Here is a 12,617-nt window from a genome sequence, read left to right on the forward strand (position 1 = left end):
GTATGGAATCGCTCGAAGCCGAACTCGCTGCCGCCCGCGACCTCGACGTCGGCGATCTCGCGGACGCCATCGAGTCCATCGGCTTCGAGTGTACGCGCTGTGGCGGCTGCTGTACCGGCTACGCCCCCGACGAGCCGGGCGGTGCGCCCGCGGGTGAGGGAGTCGACGAGACCGAGTCGGGCTGTCACGACGGTGCCGGTTCCGAGTCGGGCTGTCACGACGACGACGGCGACCGCGAGCCCCACACCGCGACCGTCTTCCCGGACGAGGTCCGCCGGGTCGCCGACGCCGCCGAAGCGGAGCCCGGCGAGGCGTACGACTGGCGCGACGTGGCCCGACCGATGCCGTTCGGGCTGGAACCGGACGCCGACGGCGAGCCGCGCGGCGAGACGTTCGAGTGGGCGCTCGCGACCGACGGCTGCGGCGACTGTACCTTCTACGAGGAGTCGGACGGCGAGGGCGCGTGTACGGTCCACGACGCCCGGCCGCTGATCTGCCGGACCTACCCGTTCAGCGTCGCCCTCGACGGGACGAGCCAGCCGATGGGCGAGGCCGTCGACGAGGCGGGCGTCGTCCGCGCCCACGAGTGCGAGGGGCTCGGCCGCGACATCTCCCGCGATGACGCCGAGGAGCTGGCCGCCGCATTGAAAGAGCGCGCGGTGCGCGAACTGGAGGAGGCAATCGGCGTCCGCGACGGCTACGACCCGACCGCCCGCAAGCGGACCGACGGCGATGTCGTCGTCTTCGACTCCGAGGGGCCGAAGGCGGCCGACGGGACACTGATCGGCGACGGGTAGCGGGCGAGGTGCGGTCGCGGGCGCGGTCGTTCGGAGGGCCCGTCCGCAGCGTTCTCAGACCACGTCCAGCGCCGCGTCCACGTCCGCGCGGATCTGCTCGCGCTCGGCCTCGTCCGGGAGCGTGAGCGGCGGCCGGACGCGGGGGTCGGGGACGAACCCGCGGTGCGCGGCCGCGACCTTCGTCGCCGGCGCGAAGCCGTGGTCGGCGCAGCGGGCGAAAAGCGGTGCGACCGCGCGGCGATGGCACGCAAGCGCGCGGTCGTCGTCCCCGTCGCGGATCGCCTCGGCGAGCGCGACGAATACCTCCGGGATCACCTGCGAGAGGGCGTGTATTCCGCCGTCGACGCCGATGCTCGCGCTCGGGTAGAGCTGCGCGTCGACGCCCTGGAACACGGCGAAGGAGTCCGGCGTCGCGGCGACCTTCGCTTCGAGGTCGGTGAGGTCGCCGGTCGTGTCCTTCATGCCGACGACCGACTCGCGACGCGCCAGGCCGGCGAGGGCGTCGAGGTCGATCGACTCGCCGACCGTCGCCGGGATGTCGTACAGGAGCACCGGGAGCGGGGCGTCGTCGACGACGGCCTCGAGGAACGCCCGCTGGCCCGCCGGTTCGGTCGACGCGTGGTAGTACGGGAGGGTGACGAGCCCCGCGTCGGCCCCGGCCGCCGCGGCGGCCGACAGGTGGTCGCGGACCCGGGAGACCGCGGTGTCGGCCGCGCCGGCGATCACCGGGACTCGGCCGTCGGCCGCGTCGACGACCGCCTCGACCACGGTCCGGCGCTCGCCGTCGGAGAGGCTGGCGAACTCGCCCGTCGTCCCGCAGGGGACCATCCCGTCGAGCCCGGCCTCGACGAGCGCGTCGACGTGGTTCGCGAGGGCATCGGCGTCGAACGGCGTGACGATCGGGGGCGACACGGCGGCGCGCGGGAGGTCCATCTCGTCCATGCGCCCCGGTTCGACGGGGTGAGAAAAAGTCCTTGCCGCCACGGAGGGGAGCGTCGGCGTCGAAAGCGCGACCTGGACCGCGCCGTCAGTCGACGCTCACTGCCCCCGGATCGGGGTCGGTTCCGCGGTCGCGACCGCGGTACCCGTCGTACAGTCCGAGCCCGAGCGAGCCGAGCCCAAGGAGTAGGACGAGCAACTCCGCGATCCCGCCGACCCACGGAACGAGCCCGATCAGCGCGACCGCGACGACGCCGACGAGCAGGGCGAGCCACCGGCTCGGGCTGCCGAGCCGGCCGAGGATCAACGAGCCGAGGGCGTACTGTCCGTAGACGGACCCGACCCAGATCGCGACGCCGTAGGCCGCGAAGCCGACGAGCGCCAGCGGGAGCCCGACGATCGTGATCGCGAGGAGCAGGAGGGCGACCGGGGCGACGACGAGCGCGAGGAGCCCGACCCCGCCGCTGACGAGCGGGTCGGTGCCGACGCGGTCTCCGACTGCCCGAGAGAATCGAGGGAACGCGAACAGGAGGACCACACCCAGTACGAGGTTGGCGACGGCGCCGTAGACGGTGCCGACCCACGAGGGCAGGAGGTCACCGCCGCCGGCGATCCCGCTCCCGCCGCCGTCGCCGAGGCTCGGGTCCTCCACGACGCCGCCGGCGACCGACGCGTCCGGACTCCGGGTGAACGTCTCGGCGTCGTACCGGAACTCGCCGTCGACGGCCGCGTTCGGACCGAGGACGACCGAGTCGGCGCCCGCACGGACGTCGCCGCCAACCGCCCCGTCGACCGTTATCGAGCCCGCGCCGACGTCGAGCGAGCCGTCGATCCGCCCGGACTCCGTCAACTCGAAGGAGCCGGCCCCGACCTCTGCGTCGCCGCCGACCGTCCCCTCGACGACGACGGTCCCGGCGGCGGCCTGAACGTTCCCGCCGACGCGGCCCGTCTCGGCGATCCGGATCGACCCGGCCGCGCCGGAGACGTCCCCCTCGACGGTGCCGCGCACGACGATCGTCGCGGCCACGGTCTCGACGCCGTCGACCGTCTCGCCCTCGGCGATGACGACTGACCCGGAGGGGCTCTGTACCGACTGGGCCGCCGCGACTCCCGTCGCGAGCGGCGAGAGGAGCGCCACCGCCGCGAGGACGAGGGCGATCCGACGGCGCGTGCTGCTGTCTGAGCGGACCATACGCGAGGAATCTCTGTCGAAGTACATATGTGTATTTGTCAACTGGTATCGGACGGCTCGTTCGCGTCGAGCGGTTCCTCCAGCGTGCGAACGCGGACGCGGACCGGTCCGTCCGGTCGCGTGTTCACGCTCGCCCGCACCGAGAGGTCGGTCGTCACCGGCTCCAGCCGCAGCCGCCGGAGCAGCGTCGCGGTCGCGAGTCGGAGCTCCTGTCTCGCGAAGCGCATCCCGATACAGTGTCGCGGGCCGCCCCCGAACGGGAAGTACGCGTACTCGGGGCGCTCACCGACCGCCGGACCGGGAGCCTCGTCGCCGTGGACGGGCCCTCCCGCCTCGTCGCCGTCGGCGGGTCCCGCCGCCCCGTCGCGCAGCCAGCGCTCGGGGCGGTACGCGGTCGGGTCGTCCCACCACCGCCCGTCGCGGTGGACCGCCCACGGCGAGAGCGTCACGACGACCCCCGCGGGGACGCGGTACCCCCCGAGCCTCACCGCCTCGGTCGGCTCTCGGAAGAAGGTGTGGACGGGCGGATACAGCCGGAGCGCCTCGTCGACGGCCGCGGTCAACGCCGGGCACGCCCCGAGGTCGGCGGGGCGGGGGTCGCCGTCGAGCGCCGCGACCTCGCGCCGGACCCGCTCCTGAAATTCGGGTCTGTCGGCGAGACAATAGAGCGCGTACGTGAGCCCGAGCGCGCTCGTCTCGTGGCCGGCGAACAGGAACGTCACAGCGTTGTCGACGAGCCGGTCGTCGTCCATCGCCCCGAGCTCCGCGGCCGCGACGAGCGTGCCGAGGAGGTAGTCCGCGGCGCCCGGGTCGGCGGGCGGGCCGGCCGCGCGGCGCTCGGCGACGAGCGTTCGGATCGTCGACCGGAGCGCCCCGATCCGCCGCCGGTACCGACGGTTCGCCGGGGTCGGCACCCATTCCGGGAGGAACGAGGTCATCCGCCCGGTGTCGAACCGCTCGGTGACGCTCTCGGCGGCCGCCCGCACGGTCTCGCGCTCCCGTTCGACGTCGCTCCCGAGCAGGCTCTCGGCGAGGACGGCGAACGCGTAGTCTGTCGCCGCGGCGTGGACGTCGACGACTTCGCCGTCGTCCCACTGCGCCGCCGCGCGGCGCGCGTGGTCGACCATCGCGTCGCCGTACTCGGCCACCCGCTCGCGGAAGAACGCGGAGCGTACGGTCGTCCGCTGCTCCCGCCAGTCATCGTCCTCCGCGAGGAACAGGCCGTCGCCGAGGAGCCCGCCGAGCCGGGATCGGGGCATCTCGCCCTTCTCGTACCGGTCGTGGTCGTCGACGAGCACTCGGCGGACGGCCGTGGGATCGGTGACGAGGTAGCTCTCCGTCCCGAACACGTCGTACCGGACGACGCCGCCGTGGGCCGCGGCGCGGCGCCCGTAGAAGCCGAGCGCGTCGCTCGCCAGTTCGTGGACGTTTCCGAGCAGCGGAAGCCCCCCGGGCGCCGGCGGACGCGGCGCGTCGGGTTCGGCGCCGGCGCCGCGCTCGGGCAACGGACCGGAGCCGTCGGCGCCGCGATCGGTCGCGGGGCTGGAGCCGTCGGCGCCGCGATCGGTCGAACGACCAGCGTCGTCGGCGGCGCGTCTCGGCGGCGGTTCGGCGTCGTCGACTCGCGTCGGCTGCTCGCCCATACGGATCGATCCGCGGCGCGGCGGACTGAGTCTTGGCACGCATCTGTCCGTGTATTTTAACAGGAAGCGACCGGCACCGCGTGAGTGACCCATGCGCTACGTCCACGTCGACTTCGAGTTTCCGCCGGGAGTCAGACACCCGATGCACGACTTCCTCGACGGCGGCGACGACCGGCGGAGCGAGCTGGTGACGTGGCGGCGGCTGCCCGACGAGACGCTCGCGACGCTGTTCCGGGTCGCGGCCCCGCGCGAGCGGTACCTCGACCGGCTGCGGGATATCGCCGCGATCGAGCGGTTCGAGACGTCTCCCGGCGAGCCACCCTTCTACCTCAAGGCGTACGAGCGGCTGGGCGGGCCGACGGAGACGTTCCTCGACGCGTTCGTCGACACCGAGTTCCTCTCGGTCCCGCCCGTCGTGTTCCGGCCGGCGGGCCGGCTGTCGTTCGGACTGGTCGGCCCGCCGGAGCAGCTGCGCGACGCGCTCGCGGCCGTGCCAGACCGGATAACCGTCGAGGTCGATCGCATCGGGTCGTACGGGGGCGGGCGACGGCTGGCCGGGGTGCGACTCACGGAACGCCAGCGGGAGGCGCTGCGGGCCGCGAACCGCGTCGGCTACTACGAGGTCCCGCGGACCGGATCTGTGGAGGACGTCGCGGCGGCCATCGACTGCTCGCCGTCGACCGCGGGCGCACACCTCCGGAAGGCCGAGGCGGCGCTGGTCGACGCGTTTGTTGGCCGGTGGGAGTAGCGTCGCGACGCGCGACGGGTATATCCGGTCCCGATCGCGACGCGGGTCGATCCGGCCTGACTGTGTCGGCGGTACAACTATACTGGCCCGCGACTAGCCTTCGATGGAGTCTACTATGGAAATCTCCGAGAAGCTCCTCTGTCTGTTCAGCGCGGAAGTTCGCGAAACGGACGACGGCGAGTACGTCGTCGACGTCCCGAACCGAGAGATCGACGCCGGATCGCTGGAGCCCGGCGAGACGTACCGCGTCGCGCTCGTCGCCCGCGACGGGACCGAGGCGTCGGCTGGCGACGCCGACGAGACCGCCTCGCAAGCGGACGACGGGCCGCAGCCCCCGGTCGAGCCGGGTGAGATGCGGTACGTCGAGATCGAGGACCTCGGCAAGCAGGGCGACGGGATCGCCCGCGTCGAGCGGGGGTACGTGATCATCGTCCCCGACACCGAGGTGGGCGAGCGCGTGAAGATCGAAGTGACGGAAGTGAAGTCCAACTTCGCCGTCGGCGAGGTCGTCGAAGAGGCCGGCTGACCGGCGGCGAAGCGGGGAAGTGCCCCGGTGAAAACGAGACGGCAGGCCGCGGTGTCGTCGACGGGACAGGCCTGGCGCGTCGCGCTCACTCCTCGTCCGTCACCCGAGCGTCCCAGTACGACACCGAGGCGACGTAGTCGCCCGGAATCGTGTCGCCCGCGAGCTCGTCGAGGACCCGGAACGGCCTCGCGACCGGGCCGGGGAGTTCGCGGTAGAAGCCGTACGGCAACACGAAGTCGTGTTCCTCGTTCGCGAGCGTGAGACCCGCCTCGCCGAGCATCGCGGCCACCTGTCGCTCCGAGTAGAGCCGCGAGCCCATCGGGAGCAGCCAGGTGTACAGCGTCCGCAGGCTGCGGCTGTTGAACGTGTCGAAGAACACCTGATCGCGGCTGACCCGGCGCAGTTCCTCCGCGAACGGGACCGGGTCGTCCATCAGGTGGAAGAAGCGCATTGCGACGACCGTGTCGAAGTGGTCGTCCGGGAACGGGAGCCGCGAGGCGTCGCCGCGGAGGAACTCGACTGCGTCGGCGTGGCCGGCGGCGGCGACCTTCTTGCGGGCCTGTTCGAGCATCTCGCGGGAGACGTCGAGGCCGACCACGTCCGCGCCCTGGTCGGCGAGCATCGTCGTGAACCGTCCGGTGCCGCAGGCGACCTCCAGCACGCGGTGGCCCGGATCCATCGGCCCCAACGCGGCGAGGACGGCCTCCTTCTCCCGGCGGTCGATGAGCCGCCCGCCTCCCGAAAAGCGGACGTCGTCGTACTCTTCGGCGACCTCGTCGGCCTGGTACCAGTCCTGTCCCTTCACGTTGTCCGTGATGAACGCCGGACCGACAAAACCGTACTGGATGCGGTCCGGCGCCGACCCCGGTGCGGTCGGTCGGCTTCGACGCGACGGCGGTCGGGGCGAGCGCTCGAACGTTCGCCGAGAGCCCGGACCGTCAGCCGCTCGTGGCGACGTTCTCGGCCGGAATCTTGACGATGACTCGCGCGCCCTCCTCCTCGTCGTGGTGGGGGTACTCGTCGACGCCGAAGTACCGACGCGCGAGCTCGTCGATGTGTTCGCGCGCGCCCTCCTCGGTCAGCTTGGCCTCGCCGCGGACGGAGACGTACCGGTACGGGTCGTCGGGGTCGAGCACGCTGACGCCGACCTTCGGGTTCTCGCGGACGTTCCGCTCCTTCTGCCGCCCGCGGGCGGTGTTCACAAGGACGTACTCGCGGTCCTCGTGGTCGACCCACACCGGCGTCACGTGCGGGAGGCCGTCCGGCCCGACGGTCGCGAAGTGGGCGTACGACTCGGCTTCGAGGATGTCGACGTGAGACTCGGGGATCACGGGGTGAATGACGGGCCGCCCCCGGAAAACTCGCCTGATCGATCGTCTATGATAGCCCGGTGAGACGTGATATTAACACATTATATTATCACAGGCGGATTCCCCTATATGTAGCCAACCTTTACCACTACCCGTGGGATTCGTGTGAGACATGAGTACCAGTCCCGCGGAGACCGCTGACCAAGACCGCCTGTCCGAGTCTGAGTACCGCGACCGCCTGCGCGAGCTCCCCCCGAGCGCGAAGCTCGTGGCGAAGGTGCTGGAAGGGGACGCCCCCCTCTCGCAGGGCGGCCTCGCCGACGAGTCGCTGCTGCCCGACCGCACCGTCCGCTACGCGCTCAACCGCCTCGAGGAGGAGGGTCTCGTCGACTCGCGGTACAGCTTCAAGGACGCGCGCAAGCAGGTGTACTACCTGACCGTCTGAGCGGCTCGCGCGCCGTTGCCCCCGGCCCGCGATCGGTTCGGAGCCGACGCGGACCGGACACACACGCAGTCCTTTTTACCTCCTCGCCCCGATAACGAGACGTATGGACCTCTCGGTCGTCGTCCCGACGCTCAACGGCCGGGACCGGTTGGCCGCCTGCCTCGACGCGCTGGCGGCCGACGCGCCCGACACCGAGGTGATCGTCGTCAACGGGCCCTCGGCCGACGGCACGACCGGCATGGTTCGCGACCGCGACGACGTCGACGTGTTGGTCGAGATCTCCGACCGAACGGTGAACGTCGCCCGCAACGCCGGCATCGAGGTTGCGACGGGCGACGCGGTCGCGCTGGTCGACTACGACAACCGGATCGAGCCGGGGTGGCGCGACGCGGTCGACGACGGCCTCGACGCGGCGCCCGTGGTCTCCGGGCCGGTGACGCCGATCCCGCCGGGCGGGACGAGCGCCGCGGAGCCGGGAATCGAGGCGGACGCGGTGGAGTCGGGGGGCGGGACCGACGCCGCGAAGACCGGGTCGGCCATTCCGGACGTCCCGGACGCCGGCGACCGGAGCGCGCCTGAGCGTAGCCGGATCGCGGGGCAGAACGTTACCTACTTCGAGAGCGGGAACGTCGCGTTCCGGCGGGACGCCCTCGACGAGCTCGACGGCTTCGACGAGTACCTCCGGGTCGGCGGCGCGCGCGACGCCGCGCACCGGCTCGCCCGCATGGACCGCGAGGTGGCATGGCGGCCGGGACTCGCCGCGCGGGAGGAGCTCCCGACCCCGACCGCGGCGGACGGCGGACGCAGCGCGAGCGAGTGGGGCTGGAAGTACCGGGGGCTCGCCTATCGGCTGCTGAAGAACTACGGCGCCCGCCCGACGGCCCTCCTCCGGACCGGGTCGCACGCGCTCGCCGACGCGGTTGCCGCAGCGAAGGACGTGGTCCGCGGCGAGTCGACCCCCACGCGGTGGGCCGCGACCGGGCGCGACGTACTCTTAGGCCTCGCCGGCGGGACCTCCGACGGGCTGGTCGCGCGGCGCCGGGACCGCGGCCCCGCCCGGAACCCGAACGGCATCTCGACGCGGGCCGACCGCGCCGTCGCGAAGTACGACCGGCGGGCGGAGCGGGACCGCGGCGAAACGGAAGGAGCGGAGGACGGCGACGAGCGGGCCGCGATCGACGACGCCGAGTGAGCCCCGCGCATTTTAACCGAGGGCGCGGTCAACGAACCGACAACGAATGGGACTCACGAAGCGTATCATCCCCTGTATCGACGTCGACCTCGACGAGGACGGCGACGCCGCGGTGTACACCGGGGTCAACTTCGAGAACCTGGAGTACACCGGCGACCCCGTCGAACTGGCGAAGAAGTACAACGAGGCGGGCGCCGACGAGTTCGTCTTCCTCGACATCACCGCCAGCGCCGAGGGGCGCGAGACGATGCTCGACGTGGTGAACCGGGTCGCAGACGAGTGTTTCATCCCGCTGACGGTCGGCGGCGGTATCCGCACCAAGGCGGACATCAAGGAGACGCTCCGGGCGGGCGCGGACAAGGTCTCGATCACGACCGGCGCATTGGAGCGCCCGGCGCTCATCGAGGAGGGCGCGGCCGCGTTCGGCAGCCAGTGTATCGTCATCTCCGTCGACGCGCGGCGGCGGTACGACGACGCCGGCGAGCACTTCTACGAGGACGAGGACGGGGAGACGGTGTGGTTCGAGTGTACGAAGAAGGGCGGCCGCGAGGGAACCGGGATCGACGCCGTCTCGTGGGCGAAGGAGGCCGAGGAGCGCGGCGCGGGCGAGCTGTTCGTCAACTCCATCGACAAGGACGGCACGAAGGACGGCTACGACGTCCCCCTGATGAAGGCGGTCGGCGAGGCCGTGTCGACGCCGCTCATCGCCTCCTCCGGCTGCGGCAGTCCCGAGGACATGTACGACGTGTTCACCGAGGCGGACGCCGATGCCGGCCTCGCGGCCTCCATCTTCCACTTCGGTGACTACTCGATCGAGGAGACGAAGGCGTACCTCGACGATCGCGGCGTCCCGGTGCGGCGCTAACTACTTTTGTAGTTTCTATTACTCACCGACTGAAACCAACAGTTATTATCCGACCGGGGATCAATCGTGACGTATGTCCACGTCCACGTCATCCGCGCGTGTTCGCGACGAGTCGCCCGAGCTCGTCTGTAAACGGACCGACGGCGACGGCGGCGGCGAGGTGACGTTCTTCGAGCGGGACGTCGACCCGGACGAGCGGACCACCCGGTGGATCACGGTCCGCGAGTCCGACTGCGTTCCCCGCGACGAGTGGCGATAATATCTGTTTGGCAGCGGCTTCGGCGTGTATTTATGAATCGGTGCTAGCGGAGCGGTCACGGATACCTCCAAAGCCCCAGCCGCGGGGCGGGCGCACGCTCGCTGTCGTTCGAAAGGCGCTTCGCGCCTTTCGTGATGACGGGACGCCGGGGGCGTCTCGAACCACGCTCCTCGGTCGCTCACTTCGTTCGCTCGTTATGGTACTTACGTCGCCTGCGCCCGTCCCGCGGCTGCCCCTTTGAGTCCCACCCGCACAGCGACCGCACCTCACGCCTCCCCAGCCTCGTCGGGCGCGTTCCGCGGGCTCCCTCCGGTCGCCCACGTCGTGCCCGACTCCCTCGCACGCGCACCTCGCGGCCGCCGGTGGCGGCCGCTCGGAGGCGCGCGCCGCTCCGCGGATTTGGTGTGTGAATAGTCGTCGGGGTTCGGTCAGTCGTCCGCGGTCGCGGCGTCGGCGAACTGCGGCAGTTCGTCGTCGAGCAGCGCGACCGTCGCCAGCCGGATCGCGTGCGGCCAGCCGAGCGGCGTCGCGCTGTCGGCCGTCCCGTCGTCGAAGTACTGCTCGGGGAGGTACGTCGTCGGCTCGCACAGCGTTCCGCCGGGCGAGACGTGCGCGAGCAGGTCGCGGGCCCGGGCCGCCATCTCGGCGGCGCGCGGGTCGTCTCGCGCCGCGAGCAGCGCGGCGAGCTCCGCGCAGGCGTTCGCCCCCCACGCCGTCGAGACCGTCCACACCTTCTCCGAGAGCTGGTCGGCCCGCCGCCAGCCGTCGCCCTCGTACCGGATCAGGCCGGCGATGTCGTCGGTCTCGTGGGAGAGGCCGTCAACGACCGTCTCGACGTGTGAGACCAGTCGGTCGAGGCGCTCCTCGTCGACCGCGCCGCCGGCTCCGGACCCGTCGCCCGCCGCGCCGAGCGCGTCGAAGGAGCGGTGCGCGGCCGCGAGTCCGAGCGTCGCCGAGTCGAGCCGATCGTCGATCCCGCCGTCGAGCGTCTCGCGGACAGCGTAGCAGCCGCGTTCGGGGACCCAGAGGTCGTCGAGCGCGTCGTACACCTCGCGGGCCCGGTCGCGGGCGTGCGCGGCGAGGTCGTCCGGGAGCGACGCCGCGCCGGGGACGGCGTCGGGGTCGTCGAGCGCGTCGACCGCGAGCCCCTCGCCGTGGCGGCCGAGCTCGCTGTACGCCTCGAGGAACGTCGCGGCGGTGTGGGCGAACCGGCCCGCGGAGTCCTCCCACGCGTTCTGACAGACGACCGGGCGGCCGTCCGGTTCGAGCGTGCGGTCGAGCCCAGCGAGCGCGGCGACGAGGGTCGAGTCGAGCCCCTCGACGTCGACCCCCGCCTCGCGGGCCCGCGCGAGGTACGCGACGACGCTGCCCGTCTGGTCTGCTTGGTAGTCGACGTCCGGCCCGTCCTCGATGCGCGCGTTCGCCCACCCGGGGGCGAGCGCGCCGTCGCGGGGCCACACTCGGTGGGGCCACGAGCCGTCGGGCCGTTGGGTGGCGACGTACATTTCGGCGGACCGCGCGTGCCAGTCGTCGAGGTCGAGGTCGACCGCGTCGGCGGCCCCGAGCAGGAAGCCGGATATCTCCGCGTCGTCGCGGAACCACGTGTAGCCGTAGCCGCCGGAGTGCTCGTAGTACGGGTCGAAGTCGGGGCCCGCGATCCGGAGCCCGGACGGCGCGGAGAGCAGCGAGAGGACCCGGAGGTCCGCGACGACCGACTCGCGGGCGGGAGCCGACTCGGGGACGGCTGGGAGCGCGTCCGCGGCCGCGTCCGCGAGCGCGTCGACGTCGTCGTGGTCGGCGAACAGCGCGTCGAGGCGCTCGCGGGCTGCCTCGCGGTCGGTCTCCGCGCCGTCGGTCAGGAGCGTGGCGACCGTCGCGACCCCGTCGTCGAACGGCACGTCGGCGATCACCTCGCCGGAGAGGCGCTCCTCTTCGTACCGGTCGCCGTCGCGGTCGCGCGGGAGCTCGGTGGGGTCGTCGGCGAGCAGCTCGGGGAACGTGGTCGGGAGCTGGCCGCGGAGGTCGGCGAAGCCGGTCGCGCTCGCGAGGAAGTCGTGCTCGTCGGCGTGGTACACCTCGACGGCGTCGTCGTAGCGGAGCTGCCCCACGCGGTCGTCGCGGCCGTCCGGCGCGAAGCGGGCGTAGACGACGAGTGACGCGTCCGCGGGGTCGACGGCGGCCCCGTCGTCGCCCCCGTCTTCCGCGCCGTCGTCCCCGCTGCTCGCGCCGTCGAACTCGACCGCGGCCCGCGTGAGGTGCGCGTCGCCGAGCGTCACGTCGTGGCGGGTGACCGTCGCGCGCGGCGTCTCGTGGACCGTCTCGACCAGCGCGGTGTCGCCGACGTACCGCTGCGTCGTGTCGGCCTCGTCGAGCCACGTGACCTCGTCGCCGACGGCGAGCCCGATCCGGGACCGAACGAGCCCGGTCCGACCGGTCAGCGGGTAGCCGAAGTCGCGGAGTTCGCCGTCGTCGCCGACGTGGACGAGTCGACCGTCCCCGCCCGAAAACCGGCCGGAGACGGTGCGCCGCTCGCCGGGGAAGCGCGTCCCGTCGCCGGCGTGGCGCTTGTAGTCGTCGAGCGCGTCGCGAAGCTGCATTACGCGAACACACGCCGCCGCTGCGTATGAAGCTTTGGTGTAATTATTGTTCACGCGTTTGCCGAACGGAAACCCTCAAATCGCGCCGCGCCGACAGGCGGGTC

13 protein-coding genes are annotated in these 12,617 nt (G+C 72.1%); 7 read left to right on the forward strand and 6 right to left on the reverse strand.

The annotated features are described in order from the left end of the window. The first annotated feature begins 2 nt into the window (after positions 1 to 2). Positions 3 to 797, forward strand: coding sequence for a YkgJ family cysteine cluster protein (locus EO776_RS03675; RefSeq protein ID WP_094521397.1), 795 nt, complete (start codon positions 3 to 5; stop codon positions 795 to 797). Between the two features lie 54 nt (positions 798 to 851). Here EO776_RS03675 and EO776_RS03680 read toward each other — a convergent pair whose 3' ends face one another. The 3 genes from EO776_RS03680 to EO776_RS03690 form a co-directional block, all read right to left on the reverse strand. Continuing rightward, on the reverse strand, positions 852 to 1,739 hold the full coding sequence (locus EO776_RS03680) for a dihydrodipicolinate synthase family protein (protein WP_100050413.1): 888 nt from the start codon (positions 1,737 to 1,739) through the stop codon (positions 852 to 854). An 85-nt stretch (positions 1,740 to 1,824) separates the two neighbouring features. Further along, positions 1,825 to 2,928, reverse strand: coding sequence for a bactofilin family protein (locus tag EO776_RS03685; RefSeq protein WP_094521399.1), 1,104 nt, complete (start codon positions 2,926 to 2,928; stop codon positions 1,825 to 1,827). A 38-nt stretch (positions 2,929 to 2,966) separates the two neighbouring features. Further along, positions 2,967 to 4,571 carry a cytochrome P450 gene (locus tag EO776_RS03690; protein ID WP_100050414.1) on the reverse strand — a complete coding sequence of 535 codons (1,605 nt, stop codon included), beginning with the start codon at positions 4,569 to 4,571 and terminating at the stop codon, positions 2,967 to 2,969. A gap of 91 nt (positions 4,572 to 4,662) precedes the next feature. Here EO776_RS03690 and EO776_RS03695 point away from each other — a divergent pair, with 91 nt between their 5' ends. Beyond that, positions 4,663 to 5,319 (forward strand): helix-turn-helix domain-containing protein, encoded by a 657-nt coding sequence (locus tag EO776_RS03695; protein WP_049932360.1) that lies wholly within the window; start codon positions 4,663 to 4,665, stop codon positions 5,317 to 5,319. A 115-nt stretch (positions 5,320 to 5,434) separates the two neighbouring features. Continuing rightward, on the forward strand, positions 5,435 to 5,845 hold the full coding sequence (locus EO776_RS03700; protein WP_049932362.1) for a TRAM domain-containing protein: 411 nt from the start codon (positions 5,435 to 5,437) through the stop codon (positions 5,843 to 5,845). Between the two features lie 85 nt (positions 5,846 to 5,930). On the opposite strand, the gene EO776_RS03705 is transcribed toward EO776_RS03700, so the two are convergent. After that, positions 5,931 to 6,650 (reverse strand): class I SAM-dependent methyltransferase, encoded by a 720-nt coding sequence (locus tag EO776_RS03705; RefSeq protein ID WP_094580187.1) that lies wholly within the window; start codon positions 6,648 to 6,650, stop codon positions 5,931 to 5,933. A gap of 133 nt (positions 6,651 to 6,783) precedes the next feature. Beyond that, positions 6,784 to 7,176: a PPOX class F420-dependent oxidoreductase gene (locus tag EO776_RS03710; protein ID WP_049932365.1), complete on the reverse strand. Its 393-nt coding sequence runs from the start codon at positions 7,174 to 7,176 to the stop codon at positions 6,784 to 6,786. Between the two features lie 151 nt (positions 7,177 to 7,327). On the opposite strand from EO776_RS03710, the gene EO776_RS03715 reads away from it, so the two are divergent. From EO776_RS03715 to EO776_RS03730, 4 genes are all read left to right on the forward strand, one after another. Then, entirely contained in the window at positions 7,328 to 7,600 is a 273-nt protein-coding gene (locus EO776_RS03715) for a MarR family transcriptional regulator (protein WP_008004753.1), read from the forward strand. 103 nt (positions 7,601 to 7,703) lie between these two features. Next, complete coding sequence (locus EO776_RS03720) at positions 7,704 to 8,792, forward strand: glycosyltransferase (RefSeq protein ID WP_099289031.1); 1,089 nt, start codon at positions 7,704 to 7,706, stop codon at positions 8,790 to 8,792. Between the two features lie 46 nt (positions 8,793 to 8,838). Further along, complete coding sequence (gene hisF, locus EO776_RS03725; RefSeq protein ID WP_099289030.1) at positions 8,839 to 9,657, forward strand: imidazole glycerol phosphate synthase subunit HisF; 819 nt, start codon at positions 8,839 to 8,841, stop codon at positions 9,655 to 9,657. 73 nt (positions 9,658 to 9,730) lie between these two features. Further along, positions 9,731 to 9,916 (forward strand): DUF7511 domain-containing protein, encoded by a 186-nt coding sequence (locus EO776_RS03730; protein WP_099289029.1) that lies wholly within the window; start codon positions 9,731 to 9,733, stop codon positions 9,914 to 9,916. 428 nt (positions 9,917 to 10,344) lie between these two features. Here EO776_RS03730 and EO776_RS03735 read toward each other — a convergent pair whose 3' ends face one another. Next, a complete protein-coding gene (locus EO776_RS03735) occupies positions 10,345 to 12,513 on the reverse strand; it encodes a glycoside hydrolase family 15 protein (protein WP_100050415.1) in 2,169 nt (722 codons plus the stop codon). Positions 12,514 to 12,617: the final 104 nt, after the last annotated feature.

The sequence above is a fragment of the Halorubrum ezzemoulense genome (assembly GCF_004126515.1).
Lineage (GTDB): Archaea > Halobacteriota > Halobacteria > Halobacteriales > Haloferacaceae > Halorubrum > Halorubrum ezzemoulense.

Excerpts from the sequence above, each read along its gene's own strand:
- hisF (WP_099289030.1), top strand. The coding sequence starts at position 8,839 with ATGGGACTCACGAAGCGTATCATCCCCTGTATCGACGTCGACCTCGAC.
- EO776_RS03675 (WP_094521397.1), top strand. The coding sequence starts at position 3 with ATGGAATCGCTCGAAGCCGAACTCGCTGCCGCCCGCGACCTCGACGTC.
- EO776_RS03735 (WP_100050415.1), bottom strand. The coding sequence starts at position 12,513 with ATGCAGCTTCGCGACGCGCTCGACGACTACAAGCGCCACGCCGGCGAC.
- EO776_RS03695 (WP_049932360.1), top strand. The coding sequence starts at position 4,663 with ATGCGCTACGTCCACGTCGACTTCGAGTTTCCGCCGGGAGTCAGACAC.
- EO776_RS03700 (WP_049932362.1), top strand. The coding sequence starts at position 5,435 with ATGGAAATCTCCGAGAAGCTCCTCTGTCTGTTCAGCGCGGAAGTTCGC.
- EO776_RS03690 (WP_100050414.1), bottom strand. The coding sequence starts at position 4,571 with ATGGGCGAGCAGCCGACGCGAGTCGACGACGCCGAACCGCCGCCGAGA.
- EO776_RS03680 (WP_100050413.1), bottom strand. The coding sequence starts at position 1,739 with ATGGACGAGATGGACCTCCCGCGCGCCGCCGTGTCGCCCCCGATCGTC.
- EO776_RS03720 (WP_099289031.1), top strand. The coding sequence starts at position 7,704 with ATGGACCTCTCGGTCGTCGTCCCGACGCTCAACGGCCGGGACCGGTTG.
- EO776_RS03685 (WP_094521399.1), bottom strand. The coding sequence starts at position 2,928 with ATGGTCCGCTCAGACAGCAGCACGCGCCGTCGGATCGCCCTCGTCCTC.
- EO776_RS03715 (WP_008004753.1), top strand. The coding sequence starts at position 7,328 with ATGAGTACCAGTCCCGCGGAGACCGCTGACCAAGACCGCCTGTCCGAG.
- EO776_RS03730 (WP_099289029.1), top strand. The coding sequence starts at position 9,731 with ATGTCCACGTCCACGTCATCCGCGCGTGTTCGCGACGAGTCGCCCGAG.